Source organism: Streptomyces sp. NPDC053755 (genome assembly GCF_040677675.1).
GTDB lineage: Bacteria > Actinomycetota > Actinomycetes > Streptomycetales > Streptomycetaceae > Streptomyces.
In genome coordinates this window covers 93,922-110,927 of the sequence record NZ_JBFASK010000002.1, presented here as the reverse complement: position 1 = coordinate 110,927, position 17,006 = coordinate 93,922, and the positions used below count along the sequence as shown (strand labels likewise).

Genomic DNA, 17,006 nt, shown 5'->3' with positions numbered 1-17,006 from the left:
CGCGCTCCCGCGAGCGTGGCCCAGCGGGCGCGGGGCGATCCCGGACACGAGCCGCCGACGGTCGACGAGCGCTCCCGCGAGCGTGGCCCAGCGGGCGCGGGGCGATCCCGGACACGAGCCGCCGTCGAGTCCGGGCAGCTTCGGGGCGGCTGCCCTCCACCCCGCCCGGACCGCTCCTCAAGCCCGTGCCGGCGGCCGGTCCCCCGCCGCTCCCGCGAGGCGCGGCCCCCGGTGTCCCCAGGCCAGGCCGACCGAGGACGCACGGCTTCGCACGGGCAGGCGCGGCCGGGCCGGGATTTCCGCTCGGGTTCTCACGCCCCGTACCGTTCCTCGCATGCGTCCCGCACCGACCACCCCCGCACGGCCCGCTGTGCGCCGTCGGCGGATCGGCTGGCCGCGGCGGGTCTTCTCCCAGGTCCTCCTCATGCAGCTGGCCATCGCCACCGGCGTGACGGTGCTGGCCACCGGCCTCTTCCTGGCGCCGCTCAGCGCCCAGTTGGACGACCAGGCCATGCGCCGCGCCCTCGCCATCGCGGAGACCACCGCGTCCCCGGAGGTCGCGTCGGCGTTGCGGAACTCCTCGCCCTCCGTCGGCGGGCCCGTGCAGGCGGAGGCCGAGCGGATCCGGCGCTCCACGGGCGCCGAGTACGTCGTCGTCATGGACACACGGGGGGTGCGCTGGTCGCACACCGACCCGGCGCAGATCGGCAGGGTCGTCTCCACCGACCCCAGCCCGGCCCTCGCCGGCCGCGAGGTGATGGAGATCGACAGCGGCACCCTCGGCCGCTCCGCCCGGGGCAAGGCCCCGTTGCGGGCCGCCGACGGGAGCATCGTCGGCGCGGTGTCGGTCGGCATCGAGTACGACAGCGTCCAGGACCGGCTGCTCGGGGCGATCCCGGGTCTCCTCGCGTACGCGGGCGGCGCCCTGGCCGCCGGAGCCCTGGCGGCCTATCTGATCTCCCGCAGGCTCCAGCGGCAGACCCATGACCTGGCCTTCTCCGACATCTCCGCGCTGCTCGCCGAACGCGAGGCGATGCTCCACGGCATCCGGGAGGGCGTGGTCGCCCTCGACCGCACCGGACGGATACGGCTGCTGAACGACGAGGCCCAGCGCCTGCTCGGCATCGGCGCCGAGGCCACCGGCAGCCCGCTGGAGGAGGCGCTCGGCTCCGGCCGCACCGCCGACGTGCTGGCCGGCCGGGTCACGGGCGAGGACCTGGTGACCGTCCGCGGGCACCGGGTGCTGATCGCCAACCGGATGCCGACGGACGACGGCGGCGCCGTCGCCACCCTGCGCGACCGCACCGAGCTGGAGAGGCTCGGCCGCGAGCTGGACTCCACCCGCGGTCTGATCGACGCGCTGCGCGCCCAGGACCATGAGCACGCCAACCGTCTGCACACCCTGCTCGGCCTCCTGGAACTGGAGATGCACGACGAGGCGGTCGAGTTCGTCACGGAGGTCGTCGGCGTCCATCGCGCCACCGCCGAGCAGGTCACCGAGAAGATCCACGACCCGCTGCTCGCGGCGCTCCTCGTCGGCAAGGCGACGGTCGCCGCCGAACGGGGCGTCTCCCTGCGCGTCGCCCACGGCTCGCTGCTGCCCGACCGGCTGGTCGACCCGCGCGAGCTGGTCACCGTCGTGGGCAATCTCGTCGACAACGCCCTCGACGCGGCCGCGGGCTCCGCCGACCCCCGCGTCGAGGTCGCCCTGCGCACGGAGGGCCGCACGGTCGTCCTGCGGGTCACGGACAGCGGCCCGGGCGTCCCGGAGGACCGGCGCGAGCTGATCTTCACGGAGGGCTGGACCACCAAGGAGCTGCCGTCCCACGGCAAGCGCGGGCTGGGCCTGGCACTGGTCCGCAGGCTCGCCGAGCGCCAGGGCGGCAGCGCCCGGGTCGGCGAGGGCGCCACCGGCGGCGCCGCGTTCACCGTCGTCCTCCCGGAGGCGCTGGACGAGCCGGAGCCGGCGCGAGCGGCCGGGGAGGGGCGGTGATCGGCGTCCTGGTCGTGGACGACGACGTGCGGGTCGCGGGGATCAACGCGGCCTACGTCGCCAAGGTGCCCGGTTTCCGCGTCGTCGCCACCGCCCACTCCGCCGCCGAGGCCCTCGCCCGCCTCGCGGAGGAGCCGGTCGACCTGATCCTCCTGGACCACTACCTGCCGGACGAGAACGGACTCTCGGTCGTACGGGAGCTGCGCCGGCTCGGCCACCAGACCGACGTGATCATGGTGACGGCGGCGCGGGACGTGGCGACCGTGCAGGCGGCGATGCGGCACGGCGCGCTGCAGTACCTGGTCAAGCCCTTCGTCTTCGCCGGCCTGCGCGCCAAGCTGGAGGCGTACGCGGCGCTCCGTCGCACCCTCGACGGCGGCGGCGAGGCGGAGCAGGCCGAGGTGGACCGGATCTTCGGCGCCCTGTCGGCGGGGGCCGTGGAACCGGGTCTTCCCAAGGGCCATTCGCCCACCACCGCCGAGCTGCTGCGACAGGTCCTGCTCGCCGCCGACGGGCCCTTGTCCACCCAGGAGATCGCCGAGCGGGCGGGCGTGAGCCGCCAGACCGCCCAGCGCTATCTCAAGCTATTGGAGCGGACGGGCCGGGTGCGGCTGTCCCTGCGGTACGGCGAGACGGGCCGCCCGGAACACCGGTACGTCTGGACGCCCCCGGCGGGCTGAACCCCGGTCCGGTGGGGGCCGCCCCGCGCACGCCGCTCACACCGCTCCTGCTCCGGTCAGCGCCCGGACCTCGGTCTCCGCGTGCTTGGCGGCGTCCGGCGGCTCGTGCGAGGTGACGGTCCCCATCCAGCCGGCCAGGAAGCCCAGCGGGATGGAGACGAGCCCCGGGTTCTGCAGCGGGAAGACATGGAAGTCGACGCCCGGGAAGAGCGCCTCCGGACTGCCCGAGACCACCGGTGAGAGGACGACGAGCAGGACGGCGGGGAGGAGCCCTCCGTACACCGACCAGACGGCTCCCCGGGTGGTGAAGTTCCGCCAGAACAGCGAGTACAGGAGCACCGGGAGGTTGGCCGAGGCGGCGACGGCGAAGGCGAGGCCGACCAGGAACGCCACGTTCAGGTCGCGGGCGAGCAGTCCGAGCCCGATCGCCGCCACCCCGATCCCGGCCGCGGCGAGCCGCGCCACGGTGACCTCGCTGTAGGGCTTGGCCCGGCTGCCACGCCGGCGCAGGGAGGCGTACAGGTCGTGGGCGACGGAGGCCGAGGAGGCGAGGGTGATGCCGGCGACGACGGCCAGGATGGTCGCGAAGGCGACGGCGGCGACGATCGCGAAGAGCACGGTGCCGCCGGTGGAGCCCGCTCCTCCGCCCAGGTCGAGGGCGAGCAGCGGTACGGCGGTGTTGCCGGAGGCGTTGGAGGCCCGGACGGCGTCGGGTCCGATGATCGCGGCGGCTCCGAAGCCGAGGACGATCGTCATCAGGTAGAAGCTGCCGATGAGGCCGATCGACCAGACGACGGAGCGCCGGGCGGCCCGTGCGGTGGGCACGGTGTAGAACCGCGAGAGGATGTGCGGCAGCCCGGCGGTGCCCAGGACCAGGGCGATCCCGAGGCTGATGAAGTCCAGGCGCGCGGTCCAGTCCCCGCCGTAGCGCAGGCCGGGGGCCAGGAAGTCCCGGCCGTGGCCGCTGCGGTCGGCGGCGGCGGCGAGCAGTTGCTCGAAGTCGCCGTGGAAGCGGAGCAGCACGAGCACGGTCAGGGCGATCGTTCCGGCCATGAGCAGGACGGCCTTGACGATCTGGATCCAGGTGGTGGCGCGCATCCCGCCCAGCGACACGTAGATCACCATCAGGGCGCCGACGCCGATCACCGTCCAGGAGCGGGCGGCTTCGCTCGTGCCGCCGAGGAGGAGCGCGACGAGACTCCCGGCGCCCACCATCTGGGCCACCAGATAGAGCACGGAGACGGTCACGGAGGAGGTGCCGGCCGCGATGCGGACCGGACGCTCGGCCATCCGGGAGGCCACGACGTCGGCGAGCGTGAACCGGCCGCAGTTGCGGACCAGTTCGGCGACGAGGAGGAGGACGACCAGCCAGGCGACCAGGAAGCCGACGGAGTACAGCATCCCGTCGTAGCCGAAGAGGGCGATCAGGCCGGAGATGCCGAGGAAGGATGCGGCGGACATGTAGTCGCCTGCGATGGCGAAACCGTTCTCCATCGGCGAGAAGAGCCGGCCTCCGGCGTAGAACTCCTCGGCCGAACCGTGCCGTTTGCGGCTCACCCAGGTGGTGATCGCGAGGGTGACCGCGATGAAGGCGCTGAACAGCAGCAGGGCCAGGGTCTGGTGGTCGCCGGTCACCGCTGGACCCCCCGCGTCATCTCCTGGGTGTCCCAGCGCAGTTCCAGCGCGGCGCGGTCCCGGCGGAGCCGGGCGTGGCGGGCGTAGGCCCAGGTCAGGAGGAAGGTGGTGAGGAACTGTCCGAGTCCCGCGACCATCGCCACGTTGACCGCCCCGGCGACGGGCCGGGCCATCAGGCCGGGAGCGGCGGTCGCCGCGACGACGTAGGCCAGGTACCAGAGCAGGAAGGCGAGCGCGGCGGGGATCACGAACCGCCGGTAACGGCTGCGCACCTCCTGGAAGGCCGGGCTGCGCTGGACCTCCAGATAGATGTCCGCCGCGCTGCGCGCGGGCCGCTGTCGCGGTACGCCCCCGGGTGCCTCGCGGGCGGTGGGCGCCGCCACGCCGTCCGGTGCCACCGTGTCGACGGGCTCGCCCCAGCCGGACGCCAGGGCGTCGTACCAGGGGTCCTCGATCCGGACCGCCGGATCGCCGTTCCGCGCCGCGGGGGCGTCCGTCCCTTCCTGCTTCTCCACCGGTGAACTCTCCTTGTCAGCGAACCGTTTCGGCCGCGTGCACAAGGATGGACAGAGCGGGAAGATCCCGGACTCTTCTCCTTCCCCACTTCACCCCATCAGGTGACGGAACACCGCGGGAGGGGACACCTCCGCGCTGATAGGCGTACCGGCTCGCGGGGGCCGCGGTACGCGCGTCGGCGCGGAGGCTGCCCGACGGGGCGCACGCCGGTGGGCGGAACGCCGGGGAGGCCGGCAGAAGAGCCGCCTCCGCGAGCGCCGGAGCCGCCCTGCGCGAGCGCCGAGGGGGCGGAGCCGTCGGCTCCGCCCCCTCGTTGAGACCCGTGGATCAGGCGTCGATGCGCGAGCGGTCCAGGGTCGCCGCCGAGCTCGTGATGAATTCCTTGCGGGGAGCGACGTCGTTGCCCATGAGCAGGTCGAAGACCTGCTCCGAGGAGTCCAGGTCGCCGATGTTGATCCGGCGCAGGGTGCGGTGGCGGGGGTCCATCGTGGTCTCCGCGAGCTGGTCGGCGTCCATCTCGCCGAGGCCCTTGTACCGCTGGATGGCGTCCTTGTAGCGGATGCCCTTGCGCTGGTACTCGAGCAGGGTCTGGCGCAGCTCGTTGTCCGAGTACGTGTACACGTACTTGTCCTGGCCCTTCTTGGGCTGGACCAGTTCGATGCGGTGCAGGGGCGGCACGGCGGCGAAGACCCGGCCGGCCTCCACCATCGGCCGCATGTAGCGCTGGAAGAGCGTCAGCAGCAGGCAGCGGATGTGGGCGCCGTCGACGTCGGCGTCGACGAGGAGCACGATCTTGCCGTACCGGGCCGCGTCGATGTCGAAGGTGCGGCCGGAACCGGCTCCTATGACCTGGATGATCGCACCGCACTCGGCGTTCTTGAGCATGTCCGAGACGGAGGACTTCTGGACGTTGAGGATCTTTCCGCGGATCGGCAGCAGCGCCTGGAACTCGCTGTTGCGCGCCAGCTTGGCGGTGCCGAGCGCGGAGTCGCCCTCCACGATGAAGAGCTCGCTGCGCTCGACGTCGTCGCTGCGGCAGTCGGCGAGCTTGGCCGGCAGCGAGGAGGACTCGAGCGCGGTCTTCCTGCGCTGCGCCTCCTTGTGCTGGCGGGCCGCGATGCGGGTCCTGGCGGCCGCCACGGCCTTCTCCAGGACGGCGCGGGCCTGGGCCTTGTCGTCGCGCCTGGTGGAGGTCAGGAAGGTCTTCAGCTCCTTCGCGACCACGTTGGCGACGATCCGGCGGGCCGCGGAGGTGCCGAGCACCTCCTTGGTCTGGCCCTCGAACTGCGGCTCGGCGAGGCGGACCGTCACGACGGCCGTGAGCCCCTCCAGGGCGTCGTCCTTGACGATGTCGTCCTCGGCGACGCGCAGCATCTTGGTGGAGCGCAGCACCTCGTTGACCGTCTTGGTGATGGCCTGCTCGAACCCGGAGACGTGGGTTCCGCCCTTGGGGGTGGCGATGATGTTCACGAACGAACGGACCGTGGTTTCGTAGCCCGTGCCCCAGCGCAGGGCCACGTCGACGCCGAGCTCCCGGGTGACCTCGGTGGGCGTCATGTGTCCGCGGTCGTCCAGGACCGGGACGGTCTCCTTGAAGGTGCCCTGACCGGTCAGGCGCTGCACGTCGCAGACGGCCTTGTCCTGGGCGAGGAACTCGCAGAACTCACTGATGCCGCCGTCGAAGCGGAAGGTCTCCTCGCTCTTGCCGACCCCCTCCAGGTCCCGCTGGTCGCGGACGACGATGGTGAGGCCGGGCACCAGGAAGGCGGTCTGACGGGCGCGCTGGTGGAGGTGGTCCAGGGAGAGCCTGGCGTCCTTCAGGAAGATCTGGCGGTCGGCCCAGTACCGCGTCCGGGTACCGGTCCGGGTCTTCGGCACCCGCTTGCTCTTGAGCAGGCCGTTGGCCGGGTCGAAGGGGCTGTCGGGGCCCTGCTCCGTGAAGATGCCGGGCACGCCGCGCCGGAAGCTGATGGCGTGCGTGGCGCCGCCCCGGTCGACCTCGATGTCGAGCCGGGCGGACAGGGCGTTCACCACCGAGGCGCCGACGCCGTGGAGACCGCCGGAGGCGGCGTAGGAGCCACCGCCGAACTTCCCTCCGGCGTGGAGCTTGGTCATGACGACCTCGACGCCGGAGAGCCCGGTCTTGGGCTCGACGTCGACCGGGATGCCACGGCCGTTGTCGCGCACCTCGACGGAGCCGTCCTCGTGGAGGATCACGTCGATGTGGTCGCAGTATCCGCCGAGGGCTTCGTCGACGGAGTTGTCGATGATCTCCCAGAGGCAGTGCATGAGGCCGCGGCTGTCGGTGGACCCGATGTACATGCCGGGCCGCTTGCGAACCGCTTCGAGCCCTTCGAGTACGAGCAGGTGCCGCGCGGTGTAGTTGGAACCGTCACGGTCTGCGGTCAGCAGCGCACTGGACGGCACGGACGTTTCGGCGGTCACGCGGTTCGCTCCTCGCTGAATTTGAAAACAGGCTCGGTGGGGTAAGGCCCGGCGTCGTTCACCGGTCAGAGGGTACCGATGCCTGGTAGAGGCGTTGTCACGCCACCCTCCCGAAATCTCATGCTAGTGCAGAGTCGCATGAGTGTTCGATCCCTCGAAGGGGTGACGTGAACATCACGTTCCCTTCGAGGCATGAACCATTTAGGCTCCGGGCACGTCCTCATTCACAACCGGCAACCCAGCCGGGAGGGCCGAACCCACACAAGCAACGCGAAATCCGTAGAGCGACGCAATACGGCTCATTCGCCGCCAACCGGCAGCAGACAGCCACCTTGGGAAGAAGTTTCAAGGAAAAGCCACGAGCGGGAACGTTTCCGGCCTGGTTGGATGTTGACCCTGGTACGACAGCTCGTCGAGCTAGAGAAGAGGCGACGTGACTACTGTTCTGACCCCCGCGAGCCCCCTGACGGCCGCTGACCGCTGCGACCGCTGCGGCGCCCAGGCGTACGTGCGCGTCGTCCTGACCAGCGGCGGTGACTTGCTCTTCTGCGCGCACCACGGGCGTAAGTTCGAGCCGGAACTCAAGAAGATCGCCGCGGAAATACAGGATGAGACGGACCGGCTCACCGACGTGCCGGCCAAGGCAGTAGACGAGGACCGCTGACGCCTCGCACATACGACGAGCCATGGGCCGGTCACTGACCGGTCGACGGGCGGCAACCCCCGCGATCCAGGGGGGCGGCCGCCCGTTCTCGTACCCATGTGCCCTCAGACGCGGGCGGGCAGGAGCGCCGACACCCGGGTGTAGACACCCGGGCTGTCCGCCTGAGCGCAGCCACTGCCCCAGGACACCAGCCCGATGAGTCGCCCGCCTGCCACCAGAGGCCCCCCGCTGTCCCCCTGGCAGGCGTCCCTGCCTCCCCGGGGGTCTCCGGCGCACAGCATCGTGTCCGGGCGGTAGGAGGCCCCCAGGCCGCCCGGATAGGCCCGCCCACAGGTTCCGTCCGGCAGCACCTGTACGCGGGCCGACCGCAGGGCGGAGGCGTAGGTCTCCTTGCCGGTGGTGTCACCCCACCCGAAGACCTCCGCTTCCGTGCCCGGCGCCTCCGCGGCGTCGCCAGGACGGGCCGTCTCGATCACGTACGACGCGGGCAGCGCTGCCGCCAGCGACAGGACGGCGAGGTCCCCGGAGTTGCTCGCCGGGTCGTAGGACGGGTTGACCCAGGTGCCGGAGATCCGGATCTCGTACCCCCCACGGCCCCGCAGGGCGCTGCGGCCGGCGATCACCTTGAAGTCCGCGAGGTCGGACGGCTTGCCTCCGAGGACGTCCCGGCCGAGGCAGTGAGCCGCGGTGAGGACCCGCGTGGGCGACACGACCACTCCCCCGCAGAACTGCCCCGCGCGCGTACCCCCGAACCGGTCACGGCTGGAGAGCGCCACCACCCAGGGCGCGTCCGCGATCGGGGTGGGCTGCCCGCCGACCACGACGCTGTCGGCGGCCGCCGGGGCGGCGAACGCGAACGGCCCCGTGGCCGCCACGGCCATCCCCAGGGCTGCGGCCACTGCTCGGGCGATGGGGCGACGCATAGAGCCTCCTGACTCTCCGGGTATGTCCGTTCACCCAGCGTCCGCCACTTCCTCCCGGATCGCACCCCCGCACGCCGAAGGGCCCGGCCCCTTTTCGGGGGCCGGGCCCTTCGGACGCCTGCCGCCGGGCCTCGCGAGCGGCGAGACGACGGCGGGAGACGGTGACTAGTCGAGGTAGTCGCGCAGAACCTGCGAACGCGACGGGTGGCGCAGCTTCGACATCGTCTTGGACTCGATCTGCCGGATGCGCTCGCGCGTCACGCCGTAGACCTTGCCGATCTCGTCGAGGGTCTTCGGCTGGCCGTCGGTGAGGCCGAAGCGCATGGAGACCACGCCGGCCTCACGCTCGGAGAGCGTGTCGAGGACGGAGTGCAGCTGCTCCTGGAGGAGCGTGAAGCTGACCGCGTCGGCCGGGACGACCGCCTCGGAGTCCTCGATCAGGTCGCCGAACTCGCTGTCGCCGTCCTCACCCAGCGGGGTGTGGAGGGAGATCGGCTCGCGGCCGTACTTCTGGACCTCGATGACCTTCTCAGGGGTCATGTCGAGCTCCTTGGCCAGCTCCTCCGGGGTGGGCTCGCGGCCCAGGTCCTGGAGCATCTGGCGCTGCACGCGCGCGAGCTTGTTGATGACCTCGACCATGTGCACCGGGATACGGATGGTGCGGGCCTGGTCGGCCATGGCGCGGGTGATCGCCTGACGGATCCACCAGGTGGCGTACGTGGAGAACTTGTAGCCCTTGGTGTAGTCGAACTTCTCGACCGCGCGGATCAGACCGAGGTTGCCCTCCTGGATCAGGTCCAGGAAGAGCATGCCGCGGCCGGTGTAGCGCTTGGCCAGCGAGACCACGAGGCGGAGGTTGGCCTCCAGCAGGTGGTTCTTGGCGCGGCGGCCGTCCTCGGCGATGATCTCCAGCTCGCGCTTGAGCTTGGGCGCCAGCTTGTCGGAGTTCGCCAGCTTGTCCTCGGCGAACAGACCGGCCTCGATGCGCTTGGCGAGCTCGACCTCCTGCTCGGCGTTGAGCAGCGGGACCTTGCCGATCTGCTTGAGGTAGTCCTTGACCGGGTCCGCGGTGGCACCCGCGACGGCGACCTGCTGCGCCGGAGCGTCGTCCTCGTCCTCGTCGGACAGGACGAAGCCCTTGTTCTCGCCCTCGGTCTCTTCGTCCTCGCCCTTGCCGGGCGCGACGTCCTCGAGGAGCTCCTCGCCCTCGACGACCTCGTCGGCGTCCTTCTTGGCGGTGGTCTTCTTGGCCGCGGTCTTCTTGGCGGTGGCCTTCTTCGCCACCGTCTTCTTGGCGGTGGCCTTCTTCGCGGCCGCCTTCTTGGCCGGCGTGCCGGCCTCGTCGGCCGGGTCCGCGCTCTCATCCGCCGGGGCCGCGGTCGCGGCCGCGACGGACTTCGTCACGGTCGTCTTGGCGGTGACGGTCTTGGTGGCGGTGCGCTTGGCCGGGCTCTTCGCTGCGACGCTCTTGCGGGCGCGCTTCGGCGACTCCGCTGCACTGACCATCAGCGTCACACCCTCTTCCTCGAGGATCTGGTTGAGGCTGCGCAGAACATTCTTCCACTGGGTTGGCGGAATCTGGTCAGCCTCGAAGGCCCGACGCACGTCATCGCCGGCGATCTGCCCATCAGCCTTTCCCCGCTCGATGAGCGCCATCACAGACTCGGACTCGGCGATCTCCGGCGGGAGCGTACGGGATGTGCTGGCCGACACGAACAACCTCTCGGAACGATGGAAAACGGCTTCCGGCCCCGCCCGGGATCGGGCCGGAGCCGACGACCGTCGGCGGGGAATGTGCCGACGGCGCGGGCTGGACCGGGGAACTGCACAGCGCCTCGCGGGGCGGCTGTATTCCTTCCTCGGCTGTCACCTCTTAGGTCATCGCATGGCTCCGAGGAGTGTTACGCCCAATCCGCGTGGCCCGAGTCACACCCCATTGGCGACGAAACATATAGAACCGGTGTACATCGTACATTCACGCCGCCAAGCTCCCGCGATCCCCGGGGATCCGTCGCGATCCCCGGGGTCCGCGCGAGTCGGGCGACCCGCGATGCGTACGGCTCCCCGTTCCCGGCCATGAGGCGCGCGCGTCAGTGCTCGCGCGGAGCCGGCACCACACGCTCCACCTCGGGGTGGACCGTGAGCAGCTGGCGCATGGCCGTCTCGGCGGCGTAGGCGTCGCCGGCGGCGAGGGCGTCGACGATCCGCGCGTGGTGCGCGATGCAGTTGTCGCCCGGGCGGTCGCAGCCCGTGACCGGCCCTCCGGAGACCTGCAGCGCCGCGCCGACGATGCCGGACAGGTGCTCCAGCATGCGGTTGCCCGCGAGCTGGATGAGCAGGGAGTGGAACTCGGTGTCCGCGCGGGAGAAGGTGATGCCGTCGCCCTGGGCGTAGGCATGGCTCATGATCTCGACCATGTCGGAGAGCCGCTGCTGGACGTCCTCGCGGCCGTGACCGGCGGCGAGCCGGGCGGCCAAGGGCTCGATCGTCCAGCGCAGCTCGTTCAGCTCCCGGCGCTGATCGTCGCGCTGCGGGCCGAAGGCGCGCCACTCGATGATGTCGGGGTCCAGCAGGTTCCAGTCGCTGACCGGCCGGACCCGGGTGCCCACGTTGGGGCGGGCGCTGACCAGCCCCTTCGCCTCCAGGACGCGCAGCGACTCGCGGACGACGGTCCGGGAGACCTCGAAGCGCTGGCCGATCTCCTCCGGAACGAGCGGCCGGTCGGCACCGAGGTCGCCGGAGACGATCATCTGACCGAGCTGCTGGACGAGTTGGCCGTGCAGTCCGCGGCCACGGCTGCCGGCGGTGCGCCGGCCGACCCGGCCGAGGTCCGTCTCCACCCCCTCCCAGGCCGGCGGGCCGACGCGATCGGCGACGGGCGCCTCCGCGTAGGGGTAGCGGTCGAGATCGCCCGGGACGCCGAGGCCGGAGTCGACGGAGCGGGCGGCGGTCATCATGGTGTGCGCAAGGGTACTCACGCATCCTTTGTCGGCGTGGCTCGCGGGACCCTTGAGGTCTTTGGTGAAAAGCACACGAAAGGGTGATCGGCACCCCCTACACAATTGACGATTAATCGGACATTCTTAGGCATTTCAAAGGCAGTTGCCGAGGACCCGAACGTTCTCGGTCCGAAGTGGTCACCAACGCGCCTTACGACGAAGCCCGGTGAACAGATAGGCGCAGAGCAGGCCGGTCAACGCCAATGCCATCGCCACCCCCACGGGCTGGGCGACCACCCGGATCCCGCCCATCAGCCACCGGTCGGCCGCGGCCGGCCATGCCGCGAGGACGAATTCCCGGAGCCGGGCGGGAAGTCCGGCGATCGAACGCCCGGACGGGCCGGCGATCGCGTTGTTCAGCAGGGGTACGAGCACGATCGGTACGGACAGCACCGCCGCCACCCCGGCCGCGGCGACCCGGAAGACCCCGGCCCCGAGAACACCCGCCCAGGCGCAGCCGGTGATGAGCCCGAGCCAATTGGCACACAGACTCGGCCAGTTCTCCGGTACGGGAATCAAGTCGCCGCCATAGACCAGGCGCAGGGCCTCCAGGTCGACCACCACGACGAGGACGGCGAGGAGGACCGCCACGGCGGCCGCGACCGCGAGCTTGGCGAGCAGCAGGCCGAGGCGCCGGGGAACGGTCCCCCGTCCGGTCGTGAGCGCGGGATAGCGGTATTCGTCCCCGAAGGCGAAGGCGCCGAGCAGCCCCGCGCCGAGCGCGGCCGGGGGCAGCGGGGAGAGGGAGGGCCAGCCGGCGATCGCGGTAGGGACGGGCGTGCCTCCTCCTCGGGCGAGGAGCACCGCGATCAGGACGGACACGGCGAGGGTCGCCGCCGCGACGAGGGGGGTGCTCGGCACACCGAGGAGGCGGCGGATCTCGTACCGCAAGGGGCGCAGCGGCGTACGCGACGGCCGGCGGGCGGGCAGGGGCTCCCTGCCCCGTCGGTCCTCGCCTCCGTCGGCCCCGGCGCCGGCCGCGCCTTCCGCGGCCGCACGGGCGCCGGGCTCGGCGGCCGGGCCCGGGGCGCGGTCCACGGCGGCAGGGGCGGGTCCCGGGTCGGCGGTGGGGCCCGCATCGCCCACCTCGTCGGCCAGGCGGTGGAGGAGCACACCGTGCCGGAAGGCGGTCTCGCCGATGGTGGCGCAGTCGCTTCCGTAGACGGAGAGGCGGTTGCCGTTCTCGGCGACCACCTCCACGGCGCGGCGGGCGGCGCGCGCCTCCTGCGTGACGACGGCGGCGAGCCGGGCGGCGTGCGGCGTGCGGACGGTCACGCGCGGCCGCAACCGGGTGCGGGCGAATGCGGTGACGTCCTGGTCGGCGACGAGGCGGCCGGACATCAGGGTGACGACCCGGTCGGCATGGCGCGCCGCCTCCCTGGGGTCCGCCGTCGCGAACAGGACGGTCCCGCCCTCCCGGGCGTGGGCGCGCAGGAGTTCGTACAGCCAGGCGTTCTCCCGCGCGGACAGGCCGGCGCCGGGCTCGTCCAGCAGCAGCGTGTGCGGGTCCCCCAACAGGGCCGAGGCAAGGCCGAGTCGGCGGTCCATGCCCCGCGAGAGGGTCCCGATGCGCTGGTCGTGGAGCTCGGTCAGCCCCACGACCTGGAGCATCTCGTCCGCCTTGGCTCCCGGAACGCCGGTGGCCGCGCAGAGCATCCGGAGCTGGCTGCGCACCGTGCGCGAGGGGTGGCCCGCGACGTCGCCGAGCAGGACCCCGACCTCCCCCGGAGGATGGGCGATGCGGTGGAGGGGGCGCCCGCGGAAGTACGTGACGCCGCGCCCCGGCTCGAGTTCGAGCATCAGCCGCAGGGCGGTGGTCTTCCCGGATCCGGCGGGCCCGAGCAGGGCGGTGACGAGGCCCGGCCGGGCCTCGAAGGTGAGATCGTCCACGGCGGGCGCAAGGTCGCGGCGGGGGCTGCTGGTGAGTCCGATGGCCTGGAGCATCGCTTCTCTCGCGGTAGGTGACACCGCTCCGCGGCAGGGCGGCTACCGAAGCAAGATAACGCTACATTTCGGACTTTCGGTGCAGGGTGGGGATCCCGGGTCGCCCCGAAGCGCACCTCGGAGACCTGAAGGCCGGCGGCCGGTCACACCTCGGGACGCAGCATCGGCGGATTCAGCAGCGTGGCCCCGCCCGCGCGGAACAGCTGCGCGGGGCGGCCTCCCTGACGGGTGGTCGTGCCTCCGGCCGGGACCAGGAAGCCGGGCGTGCCGGTCACCTTCCGGTGGAAGTTGCGCGGGTCCAGGGCGACACCCCACACCGCCTCGTACACCCTCCGCAGCTCGCCGACGGTGAACTCCGGCGGACAGAAGGCGGTGGCGAGCGAGGAGTACTCGATCTTCGAGCGGGCGCGTTCCACCCCGTCCGCGAGGATCCGGGCGTGATCGAAGGCGAGCGGCTCCGTGCCCTCACCCTCGGTGTCGCCGTCGCCGCCCTGGCCCAGCAGCTCCTCGACCGGGGACCAGCGGGCGCTGTGGGCGTCGCCTCCGGCGCGCGGCGCCGGGAGGTCCGGGGCGAGTGCCAGATGGGCGACGCTGACCACCCTCATCCGAGGGTCGCGCTCCGGGTCGCCGTAGGTCGCCAGCTGTTCGAGATGGGCGCCGTTGCCGAGCGCGGGCGGCGGAGCCGCGGGGTCATGGGCGCAGAGCCCGGTCTCCTCGACCAGCTCCCGCGCGGCGGCCGCACCGAGGTCCTCGTCGGCCCGGACGAAGCCGCCCGGCAGCGCCCACCGGCCCTGGAACGGCTGTTCTCCCCTGCGTACGACCAGAGCGCACAGCGCGGGACCCCGCACCGTGAGCACGACCAGATCGACGGTGACGGCGAAGGGCGGAAAGGCCGACGGGTCGTAGGGAGACATGCCGTGATCATAGTCGTCTCCCTGACGATAAACACGCCCCTCAGGGGGATCGAGAAGGACTTCTTCTCGATCCCCGAACGGGTCCGGCACCTGCGCGATCCGCATCCGCCTCAGCCTCCGAGCTGGAGACCTTCGGCGGCCTCCTCGACCATTCCGAGCCCGAGCCTGCTCACCCGGGCCGCGAACGGCTCCCCCGCGACGAGCAGCCCTGACAGCCGCAGGGCGCCCAGCGGGGCCGACCGTACCGGATGGAGGGCGACCGTCCCGCCGGGTGCGTCCGGCCGGATCCCGACGAGCGTCGTCAGGACCAGGACCCCGGCGGCCGCGGCCACCGCCGCGGGCCGGCAGGCTGCCGGATGCGGCACGGGGGCGCCCCCGGCCGTGCGCGACCCGCCGGCGTACATCTCCGGCAGCCTGAAGCCGAAGGCCTCGGCTGCGTCGAGGAGTCCACGCAGCAGGGACACCGCCTCCTTGTCGTAGCCCGCCACGGCGAGACCCGCCACGGCGATCGCCGTCTCGTGGACGCGTACGGCACCGGTCCGGTGCCCGAAGGGGTTGTGACCGGGCTCCTTCGTCCCGACGCCGCGCAGCCCCCACCCCGAGTCGAGCGCCGGCGCACCGAGCAGCCTCGCCAGCTGCTCCACGTCCGTCTTGTCCAGCAGCCCCGGAGCATGCCGTCCGCCGCCGAGCAGGCCCGTGTCCAGGAGGTGCGCCGCCCAGCCGCCCAACTGGTTCCACGGCCGTCCGTCGGGCGCACGGGCCACGGCGGGCCTGCCGCCCCCGGGATCGGACACCCAGAACTCCTCGCGGAAGCGCCGGCGCAGCGCACCCGCCCAGTCCCGCCATGCCTCTCCGCCGGGCAGGCCGACGGCATCGAGCAGGTCCGCGCCGAGGACCGCGGCCCGGTGGGCGTGGGCCTGCGTCTCCGCCCGCCACGGCCCGGCGGGCCCCGGGTCCCGGACGAAGCCGTCCGGGTCCGCCGCGCACCGGAGCCAATCCAGACACCGCTTGGCCGTGGGCAGCAGCTCCGCGAGCTCCTGCTCGGGCAGCCCCCAGCGTCTGGCTTCGGCGAGGACCGCCGGGAAGGCGAGGGTGGCTTCGATCCCGGTGCAGCGGGGCGGGAGGAAGGGGCCGGCGTCCCTGAGCGGTCCGGGGATCCACCCCGCCTCGGCTCCCGGCCCGCCCAGCTGCGTACGGGCCAGGGCGCGGAGGGTGGAGGAGGCCAGCCGGGTGCCGAGCGGCAGGGCCATCCGCGCCGCCCAGAGGCTTTCGACGCCGACGGGGCCGCAGCGCCAGGGCACTCCTGCGGCGAGATGGACATCGGCGGGGCGTGCGGGATCACGCTGGAGCAGCGCCCTGAGATCGTCGACGGCGGTGCGCAGCAGCTCGCCCGCGCGCGCGTCGTCCCCTTCCGCCCGTGCTTCGGCGAGGACGTGACCCCCGGGTCGGGCGGACGCCCCCGAAGCACCGGAGGTCCGTCCGGCGCCCGGCAGCGGGGTGCCGGCCCCGAAGGTGCCGGGCCCCGGGACGCCGCCGGGCCGTGAGGCGCGGTCTCCGCGTACGCGCAGGCCGATGGTGCGGGTGCCTCCCGGAGGCAGTTCGATGTCCCAGCGCAGCAGTCCGGCCGCGGCCAGGGCGTCCATCGGCGGCGGGTCGGCGGTGACGGCCACGCACCGGCCGTCGGCCGCCGCCCAGCGCATCCCCGTGCCGTGGACGCTCGCGGCGAGTTCGGGGCCGGGGCGGCCGGCCGCGATCGCCGCCAGGTCCGCGAGATCCGTTCCCAGAGCGATCTCCACCGGGAGCCGCCGCGGTCTGCCGGTCGAGCTGCGCAGGGTGATCCGCTCGCTTCCGTCCGCGCCGCGCGACCGTTCGACGGTGACGCCGGGATCGGGGCCGGCGTCACCGGGAACGCGCACGACGCCGAGGAATCCGGCACGGTCGGCGGCGGACAGCCTGCCCTGGAGCGCGAGGGGCTCGCGGCCCGCCACCCGGAGGACGCAGCGGGAGAGGAGGCGCCGGCCGGCGAGATAGACCCCTTCGAGTCCGTGACCGGTGAGCTGTCCGTGGGCGGCGCAGACGACGAGGGCGGGCAGGGCGACGCAGAGAAGGGCGTCGTGGACGGACGGCAGTTCACCCGTTCGCGCCGGGCCGGAGTGCGGAGGGCCGGCGGTCGGGTGGCCGCTGGGGGCCTGACCGGCGGCGGGGGGCGGGTGGCCGGCCGGGGGTCCGCAGGCCGGGACGGGTCGTGAGGCCATGGGTCGTGTGCTGCGCTCTCTGTGCGATCCGGACGGCC

The 17,006-nt window shown here is 72.6% G+C and carries 12 protein-coding genes; 3 read left to right on the top strand and 9 right to left on the bottom strand.

Going from position 1 to position 17,006, the window contains the following annotated elements; translation table 11 throughout:
* Positions 1 to 334 precede the first annotated feature (334 nt).
* A complete protein-coding gene (locus AB0K65_RS03320; protein ID WP_365713826.1) occupies positions 335 to 1,993 on the top strand; it encodes a sensor histidine kinase in 1,659 nt (552 codons plus the stop codon).
* Positions 1,990 to 2,673, top strand: coding sequence for a response regulator (locus tag AB0K65_RS03315; protein WP_365713824.1), 684 nt, complete (start codon positions 1,990 to 1,992; stop codon positions 2,671 to 2,673). The genes AB0K65_RS03320 and AB0K65_RS03315 overlap by 4 nt, the downstream gene beginning before the upstream one ends.
* Before the next feature lie 36 nt (positions 2,674 to 2,709).
* On the opposite strand, the gene AB0K65_RS03310 is transcribed toward AB0K65_RS03315, so the two are convergent.
* The 3 genes from AB0K65_RS03310 to AB0K65_RS03300 form a co-directional block, all read right to left on the bottom strand.
* A complete protein-coding gene (locus AB0K65_RS03310; protein WP_365713822.1) occupies positions 2,710 to 4,308 on the bottom strand; it encodes a cation acetate symporter in 1,599 nt (532 codons plus the stop codon).
* The gene (locus AB0K65_RS03305) at positions 4,305 to 4,823 is read right to left on the bottom strand and encodes a DUF485 domain-containing protein (RefSeq protein ID WP_365713820.1); all 519 of its coding nucleotides are present in this window, start codon (positions 4,821 to 4,823) and stop codon (positions 4,305 to 4,307) included. Before AB0K65_RS03305 ends, AB0K65_RS03310 begins: the two co-directional genes overlap by 4 nt.
* A gap of 328 nt (positions 4,824 to 5,151) precedes the next feature.
* On the bottom strand, positions 5,152 to 7,269 hold the full coding sequence (locus AB0K65_RS03300) for a DNA topoisomerase IV subunit B (protein ID WP_365713818.1): 2,118 nt from the start codon (positions 7,267 to 7,269) through the stop codon (positions 5,152 to 5,154).
* Positions 7,270 to 7,702: 433 nt separating this feature from the next.
* On the opposite strand from AB0K65_RS03300, the gene AB0K65_RS03295 reads away from it, so the two are divergent.
* Positions 7,703 to 7,933: a hypothetical protein gene (locus AB0K65_RS03295; protein ID WP_329115038.1), complete on the top strand. Its 231-nt coding sequence runs from the start codon at positions 7,703 to 7,705 to the stop codon at positions 7,931 to 7,933.
* Between the two features lie 104 nt (positions 7,934 to 8,037).
* On the opposite strand, the gene AB0K65_RS03290 is transcribed toward AB0K65_RS03295, so the two are convergent.
* The 6 genes from AB0K65_RS03290 to AB0K65_RS03265 form a co-directional block, all read right to left on the bottom strand.
* Positions 8,038 to 8,856, bottom strand: a complete 819-nt coding sequence (locus tag AB0K65_RS03290) for a serine protease (protein ID WP_365713815.1) — start codon at positions 8,854 to 8,856, stop codon at positions 8,038 to 8,040.
* A gap of 165 nt (positions 8,857 to 9,021) precedes the next feature.
* Entirely contained in the window at positions 9,022 to 10,569 is a 1,548-nt protein-coding gene (locus tag AB0K65_RS03285) for an RNA polymerase sigma factor (RefSeq protein WP_365713814.1), read from the bottom strand.
* Between the two features lie 377 nt (positions 10,570 to 10,946).
* Positions 10,947 to 11,834 carry an FCD domain-containing protein gene (locus tag AB0K65_RS03280; RefSeq protein ID WP_365713812.1) on the bottom strand — a complete coding sequence of 296 codons (888 nt, stop codon included), beginning with the start codon at positions 11,832 to 11,834 and terminating at the stop codon, positions 10,947 to 10,949.
* A gap of 159 nt (positions 11,835 to 11,993) precedes the next feature.
* Complete coding sequence (locus AB0K65_RS03275; RefSeq protein ID WP_365713810.1) at positions 11,994 to 13,799, bottom strand: ABC transporter ATP-binding protein; 1,806 nt, start codon at positions 13,797 to 13,799, stop codon at positions 11,994 to 11,996.
* A gap of 143 nt (positions 13,800 to 13,942) precedes the next feature.
* Positions 13,943 to 14,713, bottom strand: a complete 771-nt coding sequence (locus tag AB0K65_RS03270; RefSeq protein WP_365713808.1) for an NUDIX domain-containing protein — start codon at positions 14,711 to 14,713, stop codon at positions 13,943 to 13,945.
* Positions 14,714 to 14,823: 110 nt separating this feature from the next.
* Positions 14,824 to 16,968, bottom strand: a complete 2,145-nt coding sequence (locus AB0K65_RS03265) for a glycogen debranching N-terminal domain-containing protein (protein WP_365713806.1) — start codon at positions 16,966 to 16,968, stop codon at positions 14,824 to 14,826.
* Between the last annotated feature and the right edge of the window lie 38 nt (positions 16,969 to 17,006).

Excerpts from the sequence above, each read along its gene's own strand:
- AB0K65_RS03320 (WP_365713826.1), top strand. The coding sequence starts at position 335 with ATGCGTCCCGCACCGACCACCCCCGCACGGCCCGCTGTGCGCCGTCGG.
- AB0K65_RS03290 (WP_365713815.1), bottom strand. The coding sequence starts at position 8,856 with ATGCGTCGCCCCATCGCCCGAGCAGTGGCCGCAGCCCTGGGGATGGCC.
- AB0K65_RS03275 (WP_365713810.1), bottom strand. The coding sequence starts at position 13,799 with ATGCTCCAGGCCATCGGACTCACCAGCAGCCCCCGCCGCGACCTTGCG.
- AB0K65_RS03270 (WP_365713808.1), bottom strand. The coding sequence starts at position 14,713 with ATGTCTCCCTACGACCCGTCGGCCTTTCCGCCCTTCGCCGTCACCGTC.
- AB0K65_RS03265 (WP_365713806.1), bottom strand. The coding sequence starts at position 16,968 with ATGGCCTCACGACCCGTCCCGGCCTGCGGACCCCCGGCCGGCCACCCG.